The organism is Methylobacterium sp. NFXW15 (genome assembly GCF_049887755.1).
Classification (GTDB): domain Bacteria; phylum Pseudomonadota; class Alphaproteobacteria; order Rhizobiales; family Beijerinckiaceae; genus Methylobacterium.
This window is the reverse complement of sequence record NZ_JAGEKG010000010.1, coordinates 79,967-102,001: the sequence shown is the minus strand read 5'-3', so window position 1 is coordinate 102,001 and position 22,035 is coordinate 79,967. Positions and strand designations below refer to the sequence as shown.

Genomic DNA, 22,035 nt, shown 5'->3' with positions numbered 1-22,035 from the left:
CGATCAATCCGCCGGGGCGAGATCGACGATGCGCAATTGCGCCCGCTCGGCGCCGCGCCACTGATCGCGCGAGAGCGTGCCCACGGCGTGGACCTCCCGGCCGATACTGTCGAGGATCGCCCGGCCGAGCGGCCTCTCGGCGGCGCGGAAGCAGATGGCCCCCACAGCCTGCCCGTCGCGGCTGCGCAACCGCGCGCGGACATGGCCGGTGCCGACGATGCCCGCATCGACGATGCGGTGGCGGGCCAGTGCGAAAAGCGGCTCCGGTGCGCCCTGGCCGAAGGGCCCTGCACGCTGGAGCAGCCGCACCGTCTCGGCCGTGGCGCCCCCGGCGCTCAGGGTGCCGTCAATGAGCAGAGCATCGGCAGCGCGGGCCTTTTCCACGGCCGCGCTCAGGGTGGAGGCGAGATGCGCCTCGAACGCCGCGATCGCATCGCCATCCAGGGTCACGCCCGCCGCCATGGCGTGGCCGCCGCCCTTGCGCGCTCTTCCCGCCTCGACGCAGGCGCGCACCGCCTGCCCGAGATCGACCCCCGGTACGGAGCGGCCGGAACCCGTGGCGCTGCCATCCGGCCGGATCGCGAAGGCGAAAGCCGGGCGGCCGAACCGCTCCTTCAGCCGCGCCGCGACCAAGCCGACGATGCCGGGGTGCCAATCTGGATTGCCCATGACCAGAACCGGCAGGGCCGGATTCTCGGTTAGAGCCCGGTCCATCCCGGCCTCGGCCTCGGCCACCGCCTGCGCTTCGATGGCCTGCCGCTCGCGATTCAGCCGATCGAGATCGACGGCGATGCGTGCGGCCTCCACTGGATCGCGGGTGGAAAGCAGCCGCGCGCCGAGAGCGGCATCGCCGATCCGGCCACCCGCGTTGATGCGCGGCCCCAGCACGAAGCCGAGATGCCAGGCCTCCGGCGGCTCGGAGAGCGACGAGGCATCGAGAAGCGCCGCGAGGCCAGTGCGCCCCCGATGACGCATCACCGAAAGGCCCTGCACCACGAACGCTCGGTTGAGGTCACGCAGCGGGACGACGTCGGCCACCGTCGCGAGGGCGACGAGATCGAGGGAATCGGTCAGCCGGGGTTCCGGCCGCTCGGGGCCGAAATAGCCTTCGATCCGAAGGTGGCGGTTCAGGGCGACCAGGGTCAGGAACACCACCCCCGCCGCGCAGAGATGCCCGAGGCCGGAGAGATCGTCCTGCCGATTCGGGTTCACGACCGCATGGACCTGCGGCAGGATCTCGGACGCCGCGTGGTGGTCGAGCACGATCACGTCGAGCCCGTTCCGGGCGGCCTGTTCCAGGGGACCGTGACCGCTCGTGCCGCAATCGACACAGACCAGAACCCGCGCCCCCTCAGCGGCGAGCGCCGCGATGGCGCCCTCGTTCGGGCCGTAGCCCTCCGCAATCCGGTCGGGGATGTGGACCGGCACTGTGAGGCCGAAGCCGCGAAGATACTCCGCCAGCATGGCCGCGCTCGCCGCGCCGTCCACGTCGTAATCGCCGAACACGGCGATGATCTCGCCCTCACGCACCGCCTTGGCCAGGCGGCGAACGGCCGGCTGCATGTCGAGCAGACTGTCGGGATCGGGCATCAGATCGCGCAGGCGCGGTGCGAGATACGCTTCGGCCGCATCGGGCGCCACGCCGCGCCCCGTAAGCACGCGGGCGAGCAGTTCCGGCAAGCCATGGGCCTGCACCATGCGGGCGATGGCGCGGTCGCTCTCCAAGCCCGCGCAGCGTTCCGCCCAGCGTCGGCCGGTCACGGAGCACTCGACGCCGAGGAGGGATGTGGCGGGTTCGATCAAGACGGAGGCGGCAGACACGCGCGCATCCTATACCGCTTGCTCAGGCAATGCTGTGGCAGCGCCCACACAAAAAAGGGCGGGCACAAGGCCCGCCCCCGATTCCGGTCCCGTGATGGGGAGATCAGAACGCCTTGAGGATCTGATCGACTACCTTCTTGGCGTCGCCGAACAGCATCATCGTGTTGTCGCGGAAGAAGACTTCGTTCTCGACGCCCGCATAGCCGGAGCCCATGCCACGCTTGATGAACAGCACGGTCTTGGCCTTTTCCACGTCGAGGATCGGCATGCCGTAGATCGGCGAGGTCTTGTCCGTCTTGGCCGCCGGGTTGGTGACGTCGTTGGCGCCGATCACGAAGGCCACGTCGGCCTGCGGGAACTCGCCGTTGATGTCTTCCAGCTCGAACACCTCGTCGTACGGCACGTTCGCCTCGGCGAGCAGCACGTTCATGTGGCCCGGCATGCGGCCCGCCACCGGGTGGATGGCGTACTTCACGTCCACGCCCTCCTTCTTCAGCATGTCGGCCATCTCACGCAGGGAGTGCTGCGCCTGGGCGACCGCCATGCCGTAGCCGGGGACGATGATCACACGCTCGGCGTTCTTCATGATGTAGGCCGCGTCGTCCGACGAACCCTGCTTCACCGGGCGCGTCTCCACCTGGCCGCCACCGGCCGCAGCGGCGGAATCCCCACCGAAGCCGCCGAGGATGACCGAGATGAACGACCGGTTCATCGCGTGGCACATGATGTAGGACAGGATGGCGCCCGAGGAGCCGACCAGCGAGCCCGTGATGATGAGCGCGAGGTTGCCTAGGGTGAAGCCGATGCCGGCCGCCGCCCAGCCCGAGTAGGAGTTGAGCATCGACACGACCACCGGCATGTCGGCGCCGCCGATCGGGATGATGATCAGGCCGCCGAGCACCAGCGAGACGAGGACGATCAGCCAGAAGATGGCCTTCGACTCGGTGCCGATGAACAGAGCGATCAGGAGCACGAGGCCGGCGGCGAGTGCCGCGTTGATCAGGTGGCGCTGCGGCAGCATGATCGGCTTGCCGGACATGCGGCCGTCAAGCTTCGCGAAGGCGATGACCGAACCGGTGAAGGTGATGGCGCCGATGGCGACACCCAGGCCCATCTCGAACAGCGACTGCTTGTGGAAGTGGCCGTTCTCGATGATGCCGAAGGCCTGCGGAGCATAGAGCGCACCCGCCGCCACGAACACCGCCGCGAGGCCGACCAGCGAGTGGAAGGCCGCCACGAGCTGCGGCATCGCCGTCATGGGAACGCGCTTGGCGATCACCGCGCCCGCGCCGCCGCCGATGCCGAGGCCGAGCAGAACGAGGAACCACGCGCCGATCCCGGCGGGCGGATGGCCGACGAGGGTGGTCAGGATGGCGAGCGCCATGCCGACCATGCCGTACATGTTGCCCTGGCGGGAGGTCGTCGGGTGCGAGAGCCCCCGGAGCGCCATGATGAACAGGACGCCGGCGACGATGTAGAGGAGTGAGGAGACGTTCTCAGACACCGGCTCAGCCCTTCTTCTTGTACATGCCGAGCATGCGCTGCGTGACGAGGAAGCCGCCGAAAATGTTCACGCTGGCGAGCACGATGCCGATGAAGCCGAAGAAGCGGGCGACGCCCGTACCCTTCTCGATGAGCGGCACGCCCACGGCGAGCAGGGCGCCGACGATGATGACCGAGGAGATGGCGTTGGTGACGGACATGAGCGGCGTGTGCAGCGCCGGGGTCACCGACCACACGACGTAGTAACCGACGAAGATCGCCAGCACGAAGATGGCCAACCGGAACACGGTCGGATCGACGGCACCGCCGGTCGCGGCATGAATGCCGTGACCCATGCCGTCGGCGATGGCCTGAGCCTGATCGGCGGCGTTACGGGCGACGGCAGCGGCGGCGCGGGCGGCGTCCGACAACACCCGGGCCTGCTCGGCTGCCTGATCGGGAGGAACGACAACGTTTGCCATGAGTGAAATCCCCTCGACGGATCAGGCGGCCGGCTTAGGCTGGAAGGAGGCGTGGACGACGGAGCCGTCACGGGTGAGATTCGTGGCCTTCACGAGCTCGTCGTCCCACTTGATGGCGAGGGCCTTGGATTCCTTGTCGACCAGCGTCTCGATGAAGGCGAACAGATTGCGGGCGTAGAGGCTCGACGCCGTCGCCGCGAGGCGGCCCGCCACGTTGAGGTGGCCGACGATCTTCACGCCGTTCTCGGTGGTGACGATCTCGCCCGGCTTGGCACCCGCGACGTTGCCGCCGCGCTCGACAGCGAGATCCACCAGCACCGAACCCGGCTTCATCGAGCCGACCATCTCCTCGGAGACGAGCTTCGGCGCGGGACGGCCGGGAATGAGGGCCGTGGTGATGACGATGTCCTGCTTGGCGATGTGGCCCTTCACCAGATCGGCCTGCTTCTTCTGGTACTCGGCGGACATCTCCTTGGCGTAGCCGCCGGAGGTCTCGGCCTGCTTGAACTCCTCGTCCTCCACGGCGACGAACTTCGCGCCGAGGGATTCGACCTGCTCCTTCGTGGCGGGGCGCACGTCGGTGGCGGTCACCACGGCGCCCATGCGGCGGGCGGTGGCAATGGCTTGAAGCCCGGCGACGCCGACGCCCATCACGAAGACGCGGGCGGCCGGGACGGTGCCCGCCGCCGTCATCATCATCGGCATGGCGCGGCCGTATTCGGAGGCGCCGTCCACCACGGCGCGATAGCCCGCGAGGTTCGCCTGCGAGGACAGGACGTCCATTACCTGCGCGCGGGTGATGCGGGGCATCAGTTCCATGGCGAAGGCATCGACGCCCGCATCCGCCATCTCCTTCAGGGCCGCCTCGTTACCGTAGGGGTCCATGATGGCGATGACGACCGCGCCACGCTTGAGATGCGGCAGTTCCTCGGCGGCAGGACGACGGACCTTCAGGACGAGGTCGGCGTCACGGGCGGTCTCTTCGGCGCTCGCGGCGATGGTGGCACCAGCGGCCTCGAACTCACCGTCCGGGATACCGGCGCGCTTGCCGGCACCGGCCTGGACCACCACGTCCGCTCCGAGACCTTTGAATTTCTTCACCGTCTCCGGCACCGCCGCGACCCGCGGTTCCGCGGAGTCCGTTTCGGACAGCACAGCGATGCGCATGCGACGTACCTCAGACAAAAGCGGACCAGGTCCCGCCATGCTCCTAGCTGAGCAGGTTTTCGAGGGAGCCAGTCAAGTTGCGATAGGAGTTTGTGAGTTGTTGTAACCCGTCAGCCGTGCTGCCGACAGGCACTCCAGGGGGGTCGTATGATCCCCCGGTTCGCATCGTTCGCCTGAAGCGTCAGGCGAAGGCGAGATAGAGGGCGAGCAGGATAGCCACCACGAGCGGCGCGCGCCAGCCAACGGCCGGGGCCAGAGCACCGACGGCGCCCGCCGCGCCGGAAACGACGACGCCGAGGATGGCCAGCATCCACGCTTCGCGGATGCCACCAACGGCCAGGGCGAGAACCCAGCAAATGACGACGCCGGTACCGATTTCGACGAAACGGACAAATCCGCGGTAGGTCTGCTCGTGTGTCGACCCGTCCATAGCCGGGCTGTAGGCGTGCCCCGACACGGTGTGACTCTCGGCCATTTGATGCGGATCCCTTGGGCGCAACTGTTTTTGTTGTTAGCTTATGTACCCCACGGGCTCAATCGTCGCAATTGCCTGCTTTTCCAAGGCGGAAGGGCTTCGACAGGCTATTTCCCGTACCAAAGTCGCATTGCCGCCTCGCCCGTTGGTTGCAGGCGGGCGGGTCCGATTCGGGCTCTGTTCCGCGATTCGCGGAAATCAGGCGGCGTCTTCGGCCTTCTCATCCCCTTCGAGGCCGAGATCTTTCAACTTGCGGTAGAGTGTTGAGCGGCCGATGCCGAGCCGCCGGGACACCTCCGACATCCGTCCCCGGTAGAATTGCAGGGCGAAGCGGATGATGTCGGCCTCCAGGGCATCCATCGTCTTGATCTCGCCGGTCTCCTCGGTGACCAGCGAGAGGGCGTGCGGATCGCGCACCTCGACGCGGACGATCTCGCGAACCGGCTCCGGCACATAGGTCGGCATCAAGGGCTGGTTCGGTGCCGCCGGAATCCGGACGTCGAAACCTTCGACCTGCGCAGCGATCTGCGGGAATTCGGCGAGCGTCAGCTCGTCGCCATCGGCCAGCACGACCGCGCGGAACAGGGCGTTCTCCAGCTGTCGCACGTTGCCGGGCCACGGATAGCGCGTCAGCAGGGCCATCGCCTCCTGGCTGATGCCGCGGACGCGCTTGCCCTCCTCGGCAGAGAACCGGGCGCAGAAGGAGCGCGCGAGATCGGCCACGTCCTCCCGGCGCGCCCGCAGCGGCGGCAAAGTCATCGGGAAGACGTTGAGGCGGTAGAACAGATCCTCGCGGAAGCGGCCCTGCTTCACGAGATCGAGGAGCGAGCGGTTGGTCGCCGAGATCAGGCGGATGTCCACCCGCACCGAACGCTTGCCGCCGACGGGATCGACCTCGCCCTCTTGCAGGGCGCGCAGCAGCTTCACCTGCGCATCGAGGGGCAATTCGCCGATCTCATCGAGGAACAGGGTGCCGCCCGAGGCTTCCACGAACTTGCCGGCATGCTTCTCGGTGGCGCCGGTGAAGGCCCCCTTCTCGTGCCCGAACAGGGTCGATTCGACGAGGTTCTCGGGGATGGCGCCACAATTGACGGTGACGAACGGCTTGCCCTTCCGGTCGCCAGAACCCTGGATAGCCCGCGCCAGCACTTCCTTGCCGACGCCCGATTCGCCTTCGATGAGAACTGGAATCGTGGATTTCGCCGCGCGTTCGGCGAGACGGATCACCCGCTCCATGTCCGAACTGCGGGATGTGAGATCCTTGAAGGTCAGGGCGCCGGAAGCCCGGCGCCGCATCCGGCGGACCTCTTCCTCCAAGTGATCGACCCGCAGGGCGTTCTTGATGGACACCTGAAGCCGCTCTGCCCCCGCGGGCTTCACGACGAAGTCCACCGCCCCGGCGCGCATGGCATTCACGACGGCATCAATTGAGCCGTTCGAGGTCTGCACGATGACCGGCGTGTCGAGACCGCTGCGGCGCATCTCCGCGAGGACGCCGAGACCGTCGAGGCCCGGCATCACCATGTCGAGCAGCACCACGTCGGCGCCCTCCGAGCGGAGGAGCGCGAGCCCATCGAGTCCGTTCTCGGCCACACGCGCCTCGAAGCCGAACCGGCGCACGGCAGCTTCGGTCAGGCGGCGTTGGACCGGATCGTCGTCGACGATGAGGACGGCGGTCGACATGGCATCATCCCTGAGGCCGCGCGATCGGACTCTTCCCCGGGTGGGTGGGGTACGTCCGATTCGCTGGCTGTTTCGTTTCGAGCCGTAAGGTCGCCGATATCCGTAAAGTCGCGCTTAACGACGTTTTGTGTTCCCGCCGGATGGGCATCGGGAGCATGAAGGTAGCGCTTGCGTTGAACCTTGGCGCCTTTCGCTCGATATCCCACGTGCGCGTGCCGCCCCTTCGCGCCCCCGAGGACACTGGAACCGATGAGACTGAGTCCCGCCGCCCCGATGCCCGCAGCGACGGCAGAAGGAGCCGACGCCGCACGCGCGGCCGCCAAGGCCGCCGATCTTGGCCAGATCCTTGGCCCGCTGCCCGAATGGGACCTGTCCGACCTCTACGCGGGGCTCGACGATCCGAACTTCTCCCACGACCTCACCCGGGCCGAGGAAGAGTGCCGCCGGTTCAGCGAGACCTACGCAGGCAAGATCGCCGGGCTCGCCCAGGGCCCGGATGCCTCGTCCCGCCTTGCGGAGGCGGTGTTGGCCTACGAGCGGATCGAGGATCTGCTCGGCAAGCTCATGTCCTATGCCGGGCTCGTCTATTCCGGCGACACGACGGATGAGACCCGCGCCAAGTTCTACGGCGATACGCGCGAGCGGTTGACCAACGCCTCCGGCGATCTGCTGTTTTTCGGGCTCGAACTGAACCGCGTCGATGATGCCGCCCTCGATGCCGCCAAGGCGCAGGCGCCGCTCTCGCGTTACGCCCCGTGGATCGATGACCTGCGCCGGGAGAAGCCGTTCCAGCTCGAGGACCGGATCGAGAAGCTGTTCCTCGAGAAGTCGGTGACGGCCAACGCCGCCTGGGACCGGCTGTTCGATGAGACCATCGCGGGCCTTCGCTTCACAGTGCAGGGCGAGCGCCTGTCGCTGGAGCCGACCCTGAACAAGCTTCAGGACGTGGACGGCGCGATCCGCAAGGAAGCCGCCGGGGCGGTGAGTGAAGTCCTGCGGGCAAACCTGCGGATCTTCACGCTGATCACCAATACGCTTGCCAAGGACAAGGAGATCTCGGATCGCTGGCGCGGCTTCCGCGATGTCGCCGACGCGCGCCACCTGTCGAACCGCGTCGAGCCGGAGGTCGTCGCAGCCTTGGTCGATGCCGTGCAGGCCGCTTATCCGCGCCTGTCGCACCGCTACTACAAGCTGAAGGCGAAGTGGTTCGGGAAGGACGCCCTCCCCTATTGGGACCGCAACGCCCCATTGCCCAAGGTGGACCAGCGCACCATCCCCTGGACCGAGGCACGGGACACGGTGCTCACTGCCTACGAGGCGTTCTCACCCGACATGGCGGGGATCGCCCGGCGGTTCTTCGACCGCAACTGGATCGACGCGCCGACCCGGCCCGGCAAGGCTCCGGGCGCCTTCGCGCACCCCACCGTGCCCTCCGTCCACCCCTACGTGCTGGTGAACTACCAGGGTAAGCCTCGGGACGTGATGACCCTTGCCCACGAACTCGGGCACGGTGTGCACCAAGTTCTCGCCGGGCCGAACGGCGCGCTGATGGCGCCGACGCCGTTGACCCTCGCGGAGACGGCCAGCGTGTTCGGCGAGATGCTGACCTTCCGCAAGCTTCTCGCGGCGACCACGAACACGTCCCAGCGCCGGGCGATGCTCGCGGCCAAGGTCGAGGACATGATCAACACGGTGGTGCGCCAGATCGCGTTCTACCTGTTCGAGCGGAAGGTCCACCTCGCCCGCGCGAAGGGCGAATTGACGACCGAGCAGATCAACGCCCTGTGGCTCTCCGTGCAGGCGGAATCCCTCGGCCCGGCGATCACGCTCGATGCAGGGTACGAGCCGTTCTGGGCCTATATCCCGCACTTCATCCACTCGCCGTTCTACGTTTATGCCTACGCTTTCGGCGACTGCCTCGTGAATTCGCTTTATGGGGTCTATCAGAAGGCAGGCGATGGCTTTGCCGAGCAGTACATGGCCCTGCTCGCAGCGGGCGGCGCCAAGCCTTACGGCGAACTGCTCGCGCCCTTCGGCCTCGATGCCCGCGATCCCGGCTTCTGGCAGGTCGGCCTCGGCATGATCGAGGGGATGATCATAGAGCTCGAAGCGATGGAAGGGCAGGACTGAGGACGAGACGGTGGGACGAACTTCGTCCCACCTTCCACCTCATCCTGAGGTGCGGCGCCAGCCGCCTCGAAGGAGCCCTTCAGGGCCCGCGCGATCCCTGGAGCCCTCCTTCGAGGCCCGCTGACGCGGGCACCTCAGGATGAGGCATGGAATTGGACGGAGACGCTCAGCGCAGCGGCTTGGCGAAGTTCACCGCCAGCGCGGAGACCAGCGTGCGGGCGTAGCCCTCGTCTTGAGTATCGGCGATGCGCTCGGCCTCGCCTCCGCTATTGGCGGCGACGGACATGATCAGCATCAGGGCGGTGATGACCGCGCCGAGACCGGCGGTGAGGGCGAGATAAGCCCGTACGGCGGCACGGGGGACGAACGTCCCAGACGCGCATTCGCCAAGGGCCAGCGGAGGGGGGCTGCTGTCGCTCATGGGAGGTAGCTTTACCCGCGACGCCAGAGGCCGGACGATCCGGCCACGCTCTGCGGACCCATCGGGTCGCTAGCATGCAACGTGCCGTAACGGCAAAGGTTCAAGCGTTGCTATTGAGAGTTGCTGGATTTTTTGCACCGGCAGATTGGCGCACCAGCGTTCCGGCGCCCCGTTCGGGCGGGGCGCCGGAAGTAAACGTCAGCCCTCGCTCGCGTGGGCCTTGCCGAGGGCGGCCTGGGCAGCGGCGAGGCGGGCAATCGGCACGCGGTAGGGCGAGCACGACACGTAATCGAGCCCGACCTCCTGACAGAAGCCGATGGAGGCGGGGTCGCCACCATGTTCGCCGCAGATGCCGAGCTTGATGCCCGCGCGGGTGGCCCGGCCGCGCTCGCAGCCGATCCGCACCAATTCGCCCACGCCTTCCTGATCGATCGTGATGAACGGATCGGCCGGGAGGATGCCCTTCTGCGTGTACGGCCCCAGGAAGGTCGCCGCGTCGTCGCGCGAGATGCCGAGCGCCGTCTGGGTCAGGTCGTTCGTCCCGAAGGAGAAGAACTCCGCCGTCTGAGCGATCTCACCCGCCTTCAGGGCCGCGCGCGGCAGTTCGATCATCGTGCCGACCTGATAGTCCAGCTTGGCCGACTTCTCCTGCTCGACGGCTTTCGCGGTGGCGTCGATCCGGCCCTTCACGAGGTCGAACTCGGCGCGGGTGAAGACGAGCGGCACCATCACCTCCGGCGTCACCGGGCTGCCGGTCTCGGCGGCAGCCTGGATCGCGGCCTCGAAGATGGCGCGAGCCTGCATCTCCGCGATCTCCGGGAAGGCGATGGCGAGGCGGCAGCCGCGGAAGCCGAGCATCGGGTTGTGCTCGGAGAGTTCGCGGGTGCGGTGGCGGATCTTGTCCTCCGTCACGCCCGTCGCCTTCACGACCTCCTGCACCTCCTGATCGGTATGCGGCAGGAACTCGTGCAGCGGCGGATCGAGCAGGCGGATCGTCACCGGCAGGCCGGACATGATCTTGAACAGCTCGACGAAGTCCTGGCGCTGGTAGGGCAGGATCTTCGCGAGCGCCGCCTTCCGTCCCTCGGCATCGTCGGCCAAGATCATCTCGCGAACGGCGATGATCCGGTCACCCTCGAAGAACATGTGCTCGGTGCGGCAGAGGCCGATACCCTCGGCGCCGAAGTTGCGCGCGGTGCGGGCGTCGTTGGGCGTGTCGGCGTTGGCGCGCACCTTCATGGAGCGGATGCCGTCGGCCCATTCCATGAGCGTGGCGAAATCGCCGGACAGTTCCGGCTCCAACATGGCCACCTCGCCCAGGATCACCTGGCCGGTCGAACCGTCGATGGTGATCTTGTCGCCCGCCTTCAACGTCTGGCCGCCGACCGTCATGGTCTGGGCCTTGTAGTCGATGCGGATCGTGCCGACGCCGGAGACGCAGGGCTTGCCCATGCCACGGGCGACCACCGCCGCGTGGCTGGTCATGCCGCCACGGGTGGTGAGGATGCCTTCGGCGGCGTGCATGCCGTGGATGTCCTCGGGCGAGGTCTCGACGCGCACGAGGATGCACTTCCGCTCGGCCTTGCGATGGGCCTCGGCATCCTCGGAGTTGAACACGATCTCGCCCGTGGCGGCGCCCGGCGAGGCCGGCAGGCCGTTGGCGATGACCTTGCGCTCGGCCTTCGGGTCGATCGTCGGGTGCAGCAGCTGGTCGAGGGCGGAGGGCTCGACGCGGCCGATGGCCTCGTCGCGGGAGATCAACCCCTCGGCCGCCAGATCCACGGCGATGCGCAGGGCCGCCTTGGCGGTGCGCTTGCCGTTGCGGGTCTGGAGCATCCAGAGCTTCCCCTTCTCGATGGTGAACTCCATGTCCTGCATGTCGCGGTAATGGCTCTCCAGGATCCCGTAGATCCGGGTCAGCTCCGCGAAGCTGTCGGGCATGGCCTTCTCCATCGAAGGCTTGTCGCTCTTGGCCTCCTCACGGGCCTTCTCGGTGATGTTCTGCGGGGTCCGGATGCCCGCCACCACGTCCTCGCCCTGGGCGTTGATCAGGAACTCGCCGTAGAGCGCCTTCTCGCCGGTGGACGGATTGCGGGTGAAGGCGACGCCGGTAGCCGACGTGTCGCCCATGTTGCCGAACACCATCGCCTGCACGTTGACGGCGGTGCCCCAGCTCTCGGGGATGCTGTTCAGCTCGCGGTACTTCTTCGCGCGCGGAATCATCCACGAATTGAACACGGCGCCGATGGCGCCCCAAAGCTGATCGTCGGCGCCCTGCGGGAAGTCGGAGCCATGCTCCTTCTTCACGATCTCCTTGTAGGTCTTGATTAGGGTCTTCCAATCCTCGGCGCCGAGTTCGGTGTCGAGGTCGAAGCCCTTCTGCTCCTTGTAGTGCTCCAAAGCCTCTTCGAAGGCGTGGTGCTCCACGTTCAGCACCACGTTCGAGTACATGGTGATGAAGCGGCGGTAGGAATCGTAGGCGAAGCGCTCGTCATCCGCTTCCTTGGCCAGCGCCGTCACGGTCTCGTCGTTGAGGCCGAGGTTCAGCACCGTGTCCATCATGCCGGGCATGGAGGCGCGGGCGCCGGAGCGAACCGAGACGAGGAGCGGCGCCTTGGCATCGCCGAAGGAGCGGCCAGTCAGCTTGCCGACCTGCGCGAGCGCGGCGGCGACTTGATCCCTCAACTCCGGCGGGTATTGCTTGCCGTGATCGTAATAATACGTACACACCTCGGTGGTGATGGTGAATCCGGGCGGCACGGGCAGCCCGAGATTGGACATTTCGGCAAGGTTCGCACCCTTGCCGCCCAGCAGATCGCGCATCTGCGATTTGCCCTCGGCCTTGCCATCACCGAAAGCGTAGACCCATTTCGCGTCGCCAGCCATCTCGATACCGCTCGTAGCTTGCCGTTGGGCCGTCGATGCCCTTCATGGCGGGGTGAACCATCCTGCACTGCAACGCAAGATGAACGAAGGGCCGAACACGCCCAATTTTCGCAACGAAGTTGCCGCCTTGAACGGCGATGACGACCGGCCTGCGCAGGAGCGACACTTTTCACCGTCAATAGGACAGAAACGCTCCGTTCAACACGTTCATTTTCCACACGCTATTCAATTGATTGCGCGCGATAATAATACGCGCATCATGATCGACCCGTGTGGACAGTTCCGCGGATGCCGCCGATCGACCCGGCCGGATCGTCATCCGTCTCTTGTTCCGGCTTCGGTCGGAGCGTGCCTCAGGACAGGCCGCGGAGCAGCCCGAGCCCCAGAACGCCGACGGCAATCAAGTAGATTGCGACGATGAAATTCAGCAGGCGTGGCATCACGAGGATCAGGATACCCGCGATGATGGCGATGACCGGTTGCAGGTTCGAGATCGTGATCGTCATGGCTCACCCTTCCGCCAAGCTCGGCGGTACGACGTAGACTCCCCGGGGCTGCCCCCGGTTCCGCAGCGCAACATACGAGAAGGAGGGCACATGGCCCTCCTTCCGCATTCGTCAGAGATGGTGCGCTCGGCCCGGCTCTACATCGGCGGCTTGACGGCGGGCAAGGTCGTGCCCGGGATCGGGTCCTTCGCCTCACCCGTCGGCAGGCTCACCTGCGTCGTGGGCTTGGCGAGTTCCGGATAGGGCTCGATCACTTTGGCGCCGTTGAGCGGCTTGTTGGCGCCGTTGTGGCAGGTGGCGCAGCTGATCTTGGCGACATCGCCCGTCGGCCCGAGCCGGGTGGCCGGGAATGTCGTCGTCAGCGGGTGCATGTAGTCCTGGTTCAATTCGCGAACCATCTGGACGCCGTACCAGGCATGGACCCGGTTCGGCGTGCTGGTGTCCCATTGCGCCACCGAGCGGGTGTTGTGGCAGAAGGTGCAGTTCACCCCCAGCGCCTGGGACATCGTGATCATGATCGCGAAGGTCCGCTCGGCGTCCTGGATCGGCTTGCTCTTGGCCTCGGGCAGAGCGGTCGTGGCGTTCACCCGCACGTAGGATTGCGGGGTGTCCTTGTTGGCGTAGTAATCGTCGAAGACGGCGTAGGGCAGCGAGGTCAGGCCGACATTCGCGGAAGCGAGGTTCTGACCGTTGTTACGCGGGATGAACTTGGCGCCCACCGACGGAGCGGGCGTGTCGAACCAGATGTTCGCGGGCACCGGGTTGCCCCGGTGGCAGGTGTAGCAGGTCACACCCGCTTCGTGGACGTGCTTTTCCTTCCAGGTCGAGTTGATGTGCTGGGTCATCTGGAGCATGCGCCGGGCGACACGCTTCTGGTAAAGCTCGTCGGAGGCCATGTTCTCGGTGGAATGGCAGTAGGTGCAGCCCTGTTGGGGGGCTACCCATTCCGTCATCGACACCATCACCCGGTTGAACTGCTCGGCGGAGAGATCGCCGAGCACCTGCACGTTCTCGTAGACGGCGGAGGCCTTGTCGCCGCTCGCATCCGCCGGGTCGGCGGGAGGCGGCGCCCGGTTGGCCTCGGCCAGCTCCTCGTTTCCGGCCTTGGTCCGGATGAGGTCCATGCCGGTGCCGCGGAAGCCGGTCTGCTTGTTGGCCATGGGCGGGTGGGTCCAGCCCGCCCCGCCGAACATCGCGATGGTCAGGAAGAGGGCCAGGGCGGCCCCCGCCACGGAGAGAACGGTCTTCATGGCGTTCTCCTCACGGCTTCACGACGGGGGCGAGATGGGCCGGATCGACGATCGGCCCGTACACCTGCGGATAGGACGGCGCGACACCGTGCTTGACCGCCCAGAGGTACCAGTTGTCGACCACCGTGCCGGTCAGCAGGATGCCGATGCCGCCCGTGAGCGTCGTCAGCACCGCGAACCACCAGGCCCAGCGATGGATCGATTCCATTGTGGCGTTGAAGCCCATGGTCCAGCGCCAGAACAGGGCGGCGCGCTCGGTCGCCGTGCCGCGATCCACGATCTGATCGATCTCGCGGTCCGCGCCGTAGCGGGAGCAGGCCAGGATGGTCCCACCATGCATCGCGAAGAGAAGCACCGACCCGTAAAGGAAGGTGATCGAGAGCATGTGGAACGGGTTGTAGAACAGGTTGCCGTAGCGCAGCGAGAACGCGGCGGTCCAATCGAGGTGCGGGAAGATGCCGAAGGGCACCGCCTCGGACCACGAGCCCATCATGATCGGCCGGATGAAGCCGAGCACGAGGTAGAGCCAGATGGCGCTGGCGAAGGCCCACGGCACGTGGGTGCCGAGCCCGAGCGCCTTGGCGCGCCGGTAGAGGTGGACCCACCACAGCAGGATCGAAGCGGTCAGGAAGAAGCCCGCGATCAGCCACCAGCCGCCCTCGGCGAGCGGAGGCAGGATGCGCAGGCCGTATTTCGGCAGCGGCGGCTCGAGGGCGAGCCACGGGAGCTGGCGCACGAACTGCACGGGATCCCAGTTCACCGACGCCCACATGTTGAGGCCGATGATCTCGAAGGCGATCACCCCGCAGGTGATCGACAGGGCCGCGATATAGCCGATGTAGATCGGCCCGACCTGGCTGTTGCCCAGCAGGCCGAACAGGTAGCTGTTGAACGGCTTGCCGACGCGGCCATCGACAGAGACGGGAATCCCCATCTCCGGCTCGAGGGGCCGGACCTGAACCGCCGTGAAGAAGTTTTGATAGTAAGCCATCGTCCGATCCCCCCGAGGCCGGTCGGCCGTGCCGACCCGGCTCGTAGCATCCGCGTCAGACCCCGCGCGGACTGCGGGACATTCTTCAGCGCCACACGGGCAGGTTGAGCCACCAGCCCCACCATTCGGGCCAGCCCTGGGTCCAGAACGGACCGCTGATCACGATGCAGACCGCACTCCAGAAGCCGGCGGCCAGGGCGAGGTACCAACCGAGGCGGTGCACACCGAGCGTGCCGATCGAGTAGCCGATCGCATCACGGAAGAAGGTGTCCTCGTGTTCGGGGGTCTTCACCGTCTCGCCCTTGGCCGGGTTGGTCGAGGACAGGATCAGGCCGCCATGCATGGCGAGCGCGAGCGTCGTGGTGAAGAAGAACGTCACCGCAAGCATGTGCGCGGGGTTATAGTGGAAGTGGAGATACTGGTATCCGGTGTTCGACACCCAATCGAGATGCGAGAGGATGCCGTAGGGAAAGCCGTAGCCCCAGGCGCCCATCAGGAACGGGCGGATCACCACCAGGGTGAAATAGGCGAAGATCGCCATGCTGAAGGCGATCGGCACGTGATAGCCGATGCCGAGCTTGCGGCAGATCTCGACCTCGCGCAGCGCCCACGAGCTGAACGAGCCGAGCGCGCACATGGTGATGATCTGCCAGAGCCCACCCTCCTTCAGGGGCGCGAGCTTGAGGCCGTAGGAGATGTCCGGCGGCGCGATGTTGATCTGCCAGATGTTCCAGGTCGGGCCGAGGGCCGCGCCGTAGATCACCAGGGCCGTGCCGAGCACGGTGAAGAACAAACCCGTCACGCCGAAGAAACCGACGAAGAACGGGCCAATCCAGAAGTCGAACAGGTCGCCGCCGAGCAAGGTGCCGCCGCGGACCCGGTATTTGCGCTCGTAGCTCAGCATCGCCATGGCGAAGGCCTCCCGTTCGATATTCGGAGGGGCGGGCGTTCGAGGTCCGCCCCCCCGGTTACTGTTGTCAGGCCGGCATTTCCGGCAGCGCGAGCGTGATGGCGTTCGCGGCCTTGTTCGCCTTCGGACCTTCCAGCCAGTTGAACCGGTCGGTCGAGAGCAGAATGAAGTGGATCAGCAGCGCCAGGATGAAGAGGAAGGTGAACAGAGCCACCAACGTGCGCCGCGGATCGAACAGCAACCAAACCTTGTGCATCCGATCCTCCTCAGCCGATCATCGAGACAAGAGCGCGGGCCGTGTCGGTCACGCCTTCGAGCGAGGCGTAGCCCTGCGGTCCGGGAAGCCACGGGCGCCACAGCCAGACGAGGATGTGGGCGACCACGGCGATCGCCGTGAAGATGAGGAAGCTCGTCAGGAAGATCGCATGGAACTCCTTGGCCTCCGGTTCCGTCAGCCCGGACAGGCTGCTCGGTCTTTCTGTCGTGATGGGTCCACCAGCCATGGTTTCGACCTCCGTGTGTTGGCCGCGCCTTACGGCGCGACGGGTGCTGCCGCGTGTGGCGCGGCCTCACTTCCCCCGCGTCACCGGACGGAAGCGTCTCCTGAAAGGCCTGCCCTGACGGGCTTCAGCCCATGAACGCGAAGGGGATGGCCTGAACGGCCATGGCGCGAGCCTCCCCGAAGATCGAGCGGTGGGGCGTGGGCACGCCGGCGCGGGGGGCCGCACGGCCCGGCGAGAGCCGGTGGAACGCCGCAGCAGCCAAGAAGAAGGGATAGGTGGCCGCCAGGATCAGACGGAACTGGAGTGCCTCCTGATGCAGGCGCGCGGTCGGGGCCATCGTACGCATCGACAGGTCTCCTCTCGGGAAGGACGGGCTCATGCGGGGACTCCCGCAGCGAGTTCGGAACGGGCGGCGGTCACGTCGGCGGACGTGACGCCATGGGCACCCGCGTGGCGCGCCCGGCGCTCGGCCGCGTCGCGCAGACGCTTGGCGGCTGAGATGCGGGCGAGGACGGGCTGCGCCTCGACGGCGCCTTCCAGAGCGGACAGGGCCGCCGCATCCCATTGCATCTCCCGGTGCGAGCGGGCCGGGGTCGGGTCGACCCGGTCCATGTCGCGGGCGAGCGGCAGGATGTGGAAGAGGGTGTCGAAGAGGGCGTTGCAGACCTCTTGGACGAGGTAGGTCGCACCCGCGTAGCCCATGAAGGGCGTGCCGGTGTGCCGCCGGATGATCGCGCCGGGGAAGGAGGCGGGGACGTAGGTCGCTCGGCCGCCCGCTTCCGCAAGGTACATCCGCTCGTTGAACGAACCGAACAACACCAGCGGCGGGTTCTTCGCGATTGCGTCCCGGATCTTGGCATTGTCGGGCTTTAGCCCGGCCGAACGGCCGAAGGCGAAGTGACAGGGCAGGCCCATCTCCTCCTCGAGGAAATGGCGGACGCCGCGCGCGTAGGTCTCGGTGGCGGCGATACCGAAGCTCGCCGTGCCGAAGAAGTCCTGCGTCACCGACCGCCACAAGTCCCAGACCGGCTTGATGGTGGTATGGCGCTCGCGTTCGATGAACGGCTCGGGATCGACCCCAAGGATCTCGCCCAGCGCCCGCAGGAACTTGGTGGTCGAGAGGACGCCGATCGGCGCCTGGAGATACGGACGTTCCAGCGCCTCGCAGAGGCCCCGGCCGAATTCCCGGTAGAGGCAGATATTGGCATCCGCGTTGACGAGCTTCGGCACGTCCGCCAGATGCGAGCCGAGCGGGAAGGTGAGGTTCACCTCCGCGCCGATGCCTTCGACCAGCCGACGGATCTCGGCGAGGTCGCTCGGCATGTTGAACGTGCCGTAGGCCGGGCCGATCAGGTTGACGCGGGGGCGCTCACCCTCCTTGCGGGGGGGCCGAGCGGGGATGCCCTTCTTGGCGAACTTCTTCGCCCCGTATTCCTGCCAGAGCCAGGTCATGGCCCGGTCGGCCGCCTGCCACTGATCCTCGTCGATGGTGCGCGGCAGGAAACGCTGGAGGCCGGTGCCCTCCGGCGTCACGCCGCCGCCGATCATCTCCGCGATGGAGCCGGTGACGACGACGCTCGGCAGGCCGGGATCGAGGGTGGAATGGGCGCGCTTCATCGCGCCCTCGGTGCCGTGGCGGCCGAGTTCCTCCTCCGCCAAGCCCGTCACCACGATGGGCAATTCGTGCGGCGGCAGGGCGTCGGTGTAGTGCAGCACCGACGTGACGGGCAGGTTCTCGCAGCCCACGGGACCGTCGATGACGACCTGCAGGCCCTTGATCGCCGTGAAGACGTAGACCGCGCCCCAGTATCCGCCGGCCCTGTCGTGATCGAGGATCAGCATTATGCCATCTCCCCGATCGGCTTCTTGGGCGCGTCCACCTTCGGAGCTTGCTTGATCTGCGGAACGTCTTGCCAGACACCCGCCGCGTGACCGGTTCCGACACCTTCGAAGAAGTCGCGCATCGCGTCGAAACGCGGCTTGTTGCGCAGCGCCGCGTTGACCACCGTCGCGAGCGACCCGGCCCCCGCCGCGCCCATGAGCGGGCGGGCCGAGATCAGGTTCGTGAAGTAGAGGGCCGGGGTCGCCGCCTCCTTGGCCTTCTGCACCACAGGAGTCGTGCCGATGGCGAGGTCGGGCCGGAAGTGTTCGAAGGCGTAGAGGTCGTCTTCGAGAGATGCCCGGTAATGGACCTCGCAACCATGGGCTTCGAGCCAATCCCGGTCCGCCTCGGACCAGGGCGTGCGCGGGCAGGCGGAGCCGACGTAGGGCACCTCCGCGCCGCTCTCGATGAGCAGCCGCGCCACCAGAAGCTCCGAGCCCTCGTAGCCGGAGAGCGTGATCCGGCCCTTGATCGGCGAGGCGGAAAGGGCGCCACGGATCCCGGCGAGGATGCCGGCCTTGGCCGTATCGATCGTCGCGTTGGAGACGTTGCAGGCTGCGCCGATCCGCTCCAGCCAGGCGGCCGTGCCTTCGACGCCGACGGGCGCCGAGCCGACGACGGGGCGTCCCGCCGCCTCGAACTCACGAATGCTCGCCGTGTAGAACGGGTGGATCGCCGCTACCGCTGTGCAATCGAGGGCCGCGTAAAGTTCGCGCCACTCGCGGGTCGGGACGACCGGCCCCGCCGCGAGGCCCAGCGGCGCCAGCAGGCTGCCGATCACCATCGGGTCGGCCGGGAACATCTCGCCGAGCAGCGCGACAGTCGGGCGCTCGGAGCGACCGCCCTTCGGGGCCTGGACCGGACCCTGCTCGGCCTCGGCGCGGGCGACCTTCAGCATGGCCCCGGCGAGCACATCCTTCGCCTCGGCATGGGTCGGGACGCCGAAACCCGGCACGTCGATGCCGATGACGCGAACCCCGTCGATCTCCTTCGGCAGGAGCCGCAGCGGCACGCCCGAGGCCGTGGGCACGCAGAGGTTGATGACGACGACGGCGTCGTAATCCTCAGGCTTCGCCGTGGCGTGGACCGCCTCACGGATGTCCTCGAACAGCTTGCCGGTGACGAGCGTCTCGGAATTGAACGGGACGTAGCCGACGCTGCGGCGGGCGCCGTAGAAGTGCGAGGTGAAGGTCAGCCCGTAGACGCAGCAGGCCGAACCGGAGAGGATCGTCGCGGTGCGGCGCATCCGCAGGCCTACGCGCAGCGACCCGAAGGCCGGGCACATGCTCTGCGGCTGGTCGTGCGGGCCTTGCGGATAATCCTCGCGCAGCTGCGCCAGGGTCTCGGACATTCCCGCCGCCTCGGCGGCCTCCCGCATCGCGTCCTTGCCCGCATGGCAGCCGAGCCCGTCGCCCTTGGTGGCGGCGATGTCGATGGCTTGGGCAGGCGCTTGGGCCGCCTTGCGGGCCCGCAGTTCAGCGATGTCGAGAGAGACTGCCATGCGCGTCAGACCTCGTCGTAGACGACTTCGAGGGACGGCTTGGACACATGGGCGACGCCGCACATGTCCTCTTGCGTCGCGGGCACCAGCACCACGTCGCGGCCGGTGGTCTCGCTTGAGAACAAGCCGAGGAGGCCGTCCTGCGTCAGCGGCGTGGGGCGGTGCGGGATCGCATCGGCGACGTTGGCGGCGAGCCCGGAGAACAGATCGCCCCAGCGGCCGTCCGGCTTGCCGATGATCTCGTAATTCGCGCTCTTCTTGCGGATGTCGTCGTCGGCCGGGATCGAGGCGAGCACCGGGATGCCGGCGGCTTCGGCGAAGGCCTGCGCCTCGCCGGTCCCATCATCCTTGTTGATGACAAGCCCGCCGACGCCGACGTTGCCGCCCATCTTGCGGAAGTATTCGACCGCCGAACAGACGTTGTTGGCGACATAGAGCGACTGAAGGTCGTTCGAGCCGACGACGATGACCTTCTGGCACATGTCGCGGGCGATCGGCAGGCCGAAGCCGCCGCAGACCACGTCACCCAGGAAGTCGAGCAGGACGAAGTCGAAGCCCCATTCGTGGAAGCCGAGCTTCTCCAGCAACTCGAAGCCGTGGATGATGCCCCGGCCGCCGCAGCCGCGCCCGACCTCGGGACCGCCGAGCTCCATGGCGTAGACGCCATCGCGCTTGAAGCAGACATCGCCGATGGCGACCTGCTCACCCGCGAGCTTCTTCTTGGTCGAGGTCTCGATGATGGTCGGGCAGGCCTTCCCGCCGAACAGCAGGGAGGTCGTATCGCTCTTCGGATCGCAGCCGATGAGCAGCACCTTCTTGCCCTGCTGGGCCATCATGTAGCTGAGGTTGGCCAGCGTGAAGGACTTGCCGATGCCGCCCTTCCCATAGATCGCGATGATCTGCGTCTCCTTCTTCGCCGGGGCGGTGGAGACGGGATCCGGCTCGATCGCGGCCTCGGCCCGAAGGCGCTCGGCGTTGGCGAGGGCAGCCTTGTCGATCTGGACGTTCATGCGGCGTCCCTCCAATCCAGGACCATCTTGAGGCAGGCCGGATCGGCGAAGGCCGTCCGGTAAGCCTCCTCGGCCCGCGCGGCGGGCGCGCGGTGAGTGATCAGGCCGTCGAGGGACAGTCGCCCGCCCTCGATGAGGCGGGTGACGGCGGCGAGATCGTCCGGCCGGAATTCGGCGGAGATACGCAGGCGCGCCTCGCGCATGAAGGCCGGCGGGAAAGCGAAGGAGAGAGGCGCCTCGTAGAAGCCCGCGAGCACGATCTCGCCGCCGGGGGCGAGACGCGCGACAAGCCCATCGAGCCCGGCGGAATCGCCGCTGACATCGAGGATGCGCGCATAGTCCCGGCGGGAATCGGCCTCGGGCGACACGCAGCCATAGGTGCCGTCCGTGTTCCGGCGGGTCTCGTCGGTTTCCCACACGGTCGGCTCGGCACCCATCGCCACGGCGACGCGAGCGAGCAGACGGCCGAGGACACCGTGGCCGACGATGAGGGGACGCTCGCCCTCTGCCATGCCGCGGGCCGCGCGGTGGGCGGTGGCGGCGAGGGCCAGGAGGCACGCCCGCTCACCCAAAGCGCCATCGACCGGCAGGAGCTTTTCGGCGGGAGTGACGAGCCGGGAAGCCGCGCCACCGAACAGGCCGCGCACGGTGCCGAAGCAGCGGGCGCCGGGAACGAAGACCCATTGACCCGCACGCACGGACGCCCCGGCGGGCGCCTCCGCCACTTGGCCGACGGTCTCGTAGCCGGGCACGAGGGGATAGCCCATTCCGGGGAAGCTCGGCATCCGGCCGGACCAGAGCAGACGCTCGGTGCCGGTGCTGATGCCGCTCCAGGCGACATCGACGACGGCATCCCCGGCGGCCGCATCCGTCAGCGGAAGGCGCCGCAGGGCCAACTTTTCCGGCTGTTCGAGGATGACGGCGAGAGCGTCCAT

General features: G+C 67.2%; 20 protein-coding genes. 1 reads left to right on the top strand and 19 read right to left on the bottom strand.

Annotation, left to right across the window (positions count from 1 at the left end):
- Positions 1-3: 3 nt before the first annotated feature.
- The 6 genes from recJ to J4O73_RS20165 all read right to left on the bottom strand — a co-directional run bounded on the left by recJ (position 4) and on the right by J4O73_RS20165 (position 7,110).
- Positions 4-1,821 (bottom strand): single-stranded-DNA-specific exonuclease RecJ, encoded by a 1,818-nt coding sequence (recJ, locus tag J4O73_RS20190; protein WP_426220288.1) that lies wholly within the window; start codon positions 1,819-1,821, stop codon positions 4-6.
- Positions 1,822-1,924: 103 nt separating this feature from the next.
- Positions 1,925-3,325: an NAD(P)(+) transhydrogenase (Re/Si-specific) subunit beta gene (locus J4O73_RS20185; RefSeq protein WP_426220286.1), complete on the bottom strand. Its 1,401-nt coding sequence runs from the start codon at positions 3,323-3,325 to the stop codon at positions 1,925-1,927.
- 4 nt (positions 3,326-3,329) lie between these two features.
- Positions 3,330-3,785 carry a proton-translocating transhydrogenase family protein gene (locus J4O73_RS20180; protein ID WP_378969736.1) on the bottom strand — a complete coding sequence of 152 codons (456 nt, stop codon included), beginning with the start codon at positions 3,783-3,785 and terminating at the stop codon, positions 3,330-3,332.
- 21 nt (positions 3,786-3,806) lie between these two features.
- A complete protein-coding gene (locus tag J4O73_RS20175; RefSeq protein WP_426220284.1) occupies positions 3,807-4,952 on the bottom strand; it encodes a Re/Si-specific NAD(P)(+) transhydrogenase subunit alpha in 1,146 nt (381 codons plus the stop codon).
- Between the two features lie 181 nt (positions 4,953-5,133).
- Entirely contained in the window at positions 5,134-5,427 is a 294-nt protein-coding gene (locus tag J4O73_RS20170; protein WP_378969731.1) for an aa3-type cytochrome c oxidase subunit IV, read from the bottom strand.
- Between the two features lie 198 nt (positions 5,428-5,625).
- Positions 5,626-7,110 carry a sigma-54-dependent transcriptional regulator gene (locus J4O73_RS20165; protein ID WP_426220282.1) on the bottom strand — a complete coding sequence of 495 codons (1,485 nt, stop codon included), beginning with the start codon at positions 7,108-7,110 and terminating at the stop codon, positions 5,626-5,628.
- 249 nt (positions 7,111-7,359) lie between these two features.
- Between J4O73_RS20165 and J4O73_RS20160 the strand changes: the two genes are divergently transcribed.
- The gene (locus J4O73_RS20160) at positions 7,360-9,240 is read left to right on the top strand and encodes a M3 family oligoendopeptidase (protein ID WP_426220280.1); all 1,881 of its coding nucleotides are present in this window, start codon (positions 7,360-7,362) and stop codon (positions 9,238-9,240) included.
- 166 nt (positions 9,241-9,406) lie between these two features.
- Here the strand turns inward: J4O73_RS20160 and J4O73_RS20155 are convergent, their stop codons facing one another.
- From J4O73_RS20155 to bchC, 13 genes are all read right to left on the bottom strand, one after another.
- Positions 9,407-9,661 (bottom strand): hypothetical protein, encoded by a 255-nt coding sequence (locus tag J4O73_RS20155; protein ID WP_426220279.1) that lies wholly within the window; start codon positions 9,659-9,661, stop codon positions 9,407-9,409.
- A gap of 198 nt (positions 9,662-9,859) precedes the next feature.
- Complete coding sequence (ppdK, locus tag J4O73_RS20150; RefSeq protein WP_426220277.1) at positions 9,860-12,547, bottom strand: pyruvate, phosphate dikinase; 2,688 nt, start codon at positions 12,545-12,547, stop codon at positions 9,860-9,862.
- Between the two features lie 353 nt (positions 12,548-12,900).
- The gene (locus tag J4O73_RS20145) at positions 12,901-13,053 is read right to left on the bottom strand and encodes a DUF3096 domain-containing protein (RefSeq protein WP_426220275.1); all 153 of its coding nucleotides are present in this window, start codon (positions 13,051-13,053) and stop codon (positions 12,901-12,903) included.
- Between the two features lie 137 nt (positions 13,054-13,190).
- Positions 13,191-14,303, bottom strand: a complete 1,113-nt coding sequence (gene pufC, locus J4O73_RS20140) for a photosynthetic reaction center cytochrome PufC (protein WP_426220274.1) — start codon at positions 14,301-14,303, stop codon at positions 13,191-13,193.
- A 10-nt stretch (positions 14,304-14,313) separates the two neighbouring features.
- Positions 14,314-15,294: a photosynthetic reaction center subunit M gene (gene pufM / locus J4O73_RS20135; RefSeq protein ID WP_426220272.1), complete on the bottom strand. Its 981-nt coding sequence runs from the start codon at positions 15,292-15,294 to the stop codon at positions 14,314-14,316.
- Positions 15,295-15,379: 85 nt separating this feature from the next.
- Positions 15,380-16,204 (bottom strand): photosynthetic reaction center subunit L, encoded by an 825-nt coding sequence (gene pufL / locus J4O73_RS20130; RefSeq protein ID WP_378969718.1) that lies wholly within the window; start codon positions 16,202-16,204, stop codon positions 15,380-15,382.
- Between the two features lie 67 nt (positions 16,205-16,271).
- Positions 16,272-16,460 (bottom strand): light-harvesting antenna LH1, alpha subunit, encoded by a 189-nt coding sequence (gene pufA / locus J4O73_RS20125; protein WP_243958276.1) that lies wholly within the window; start codon positions 16,458-16,460, stop codon positions 16,272-16,274.
- Positions 16,461-16,470: 10 nt separating this feature from the next.
- Positions 16,471-16,707 carry a light-harvesting antenna LH1, beta subunit gene (pufB, locus tag J4O73_RS20120; protein ID WP_238204760.1) on the bottom strand — a complete coding sequence of 79 codons (237 nt, stop codon included), beginning with the start codon at positions 16,705-16,707 and terminating at the stop codon, positions 16,471-16,473.
- 124 nt (positions 16,708-16,831) lie between these two features.
- Positions 16,832-17,053: a hypothetical protein gene (locus J4O73_RS20115; RefSeq protein WP_426220269.1), complete on the bottom strand. Its 222-nt coding sequence runs from the start codon at positions 17,051-17,053 to the stop codon at positions 16,832-16,834.
- A gap of 29 nt (positions 17,054-17,082) precedes the next feature.
- Complete coding sequence (bchZ, locus tag J4O73_RS20110) at positions 17,083-18,549, bottom strand: chlorophyllide a reductase subunit Z (RefSeq protein WP_426220267.1); 1,467 nt, start codon at positions 18,547-18,549, stop codon at positions 17,083-17,085.
- Positions 18,549-20,090, bottom strand: coding sequence for a chlorophyllide a reductase subunit Y (gene bchY / locus J4O73_RS20105; protein WP_426220265.1), 1,542 nt, complete (start codon positions 20,088-20,090; stop codon positions 18,549-18,551). The genes bchZ and bchY overlap by 1 nt, the downstream gene beginning before the upstream one ends.
- Positions 20,091-20,095: 5 nt before the next feature.
- Complete coding sequence (locus J4O73_RS20100) at positions 20,096-21,100, bottom strand: chlorophyllide a reductase iron protein subunit X (RefSeq protein ID WP_426220263.1); 1,005 nt, start codon at positions 21,098-21,100, stop codon at positions 20,096-20,098.
- Positions 21,097-22,035 (bottom strand): chlorophyll synthesis pathway protein BchC, encoded by a 939-nt coding sequence (gene bchC, locus J4O73_RS20095; protein ID WP_426220262.1) that lies wholly within the window; start codon positions 22,033-22,035, stop codon positions 21,097-21,099. Before bchC ends, J4O73_RS20100 begins: the two co-directional genes overlap by 4 nt.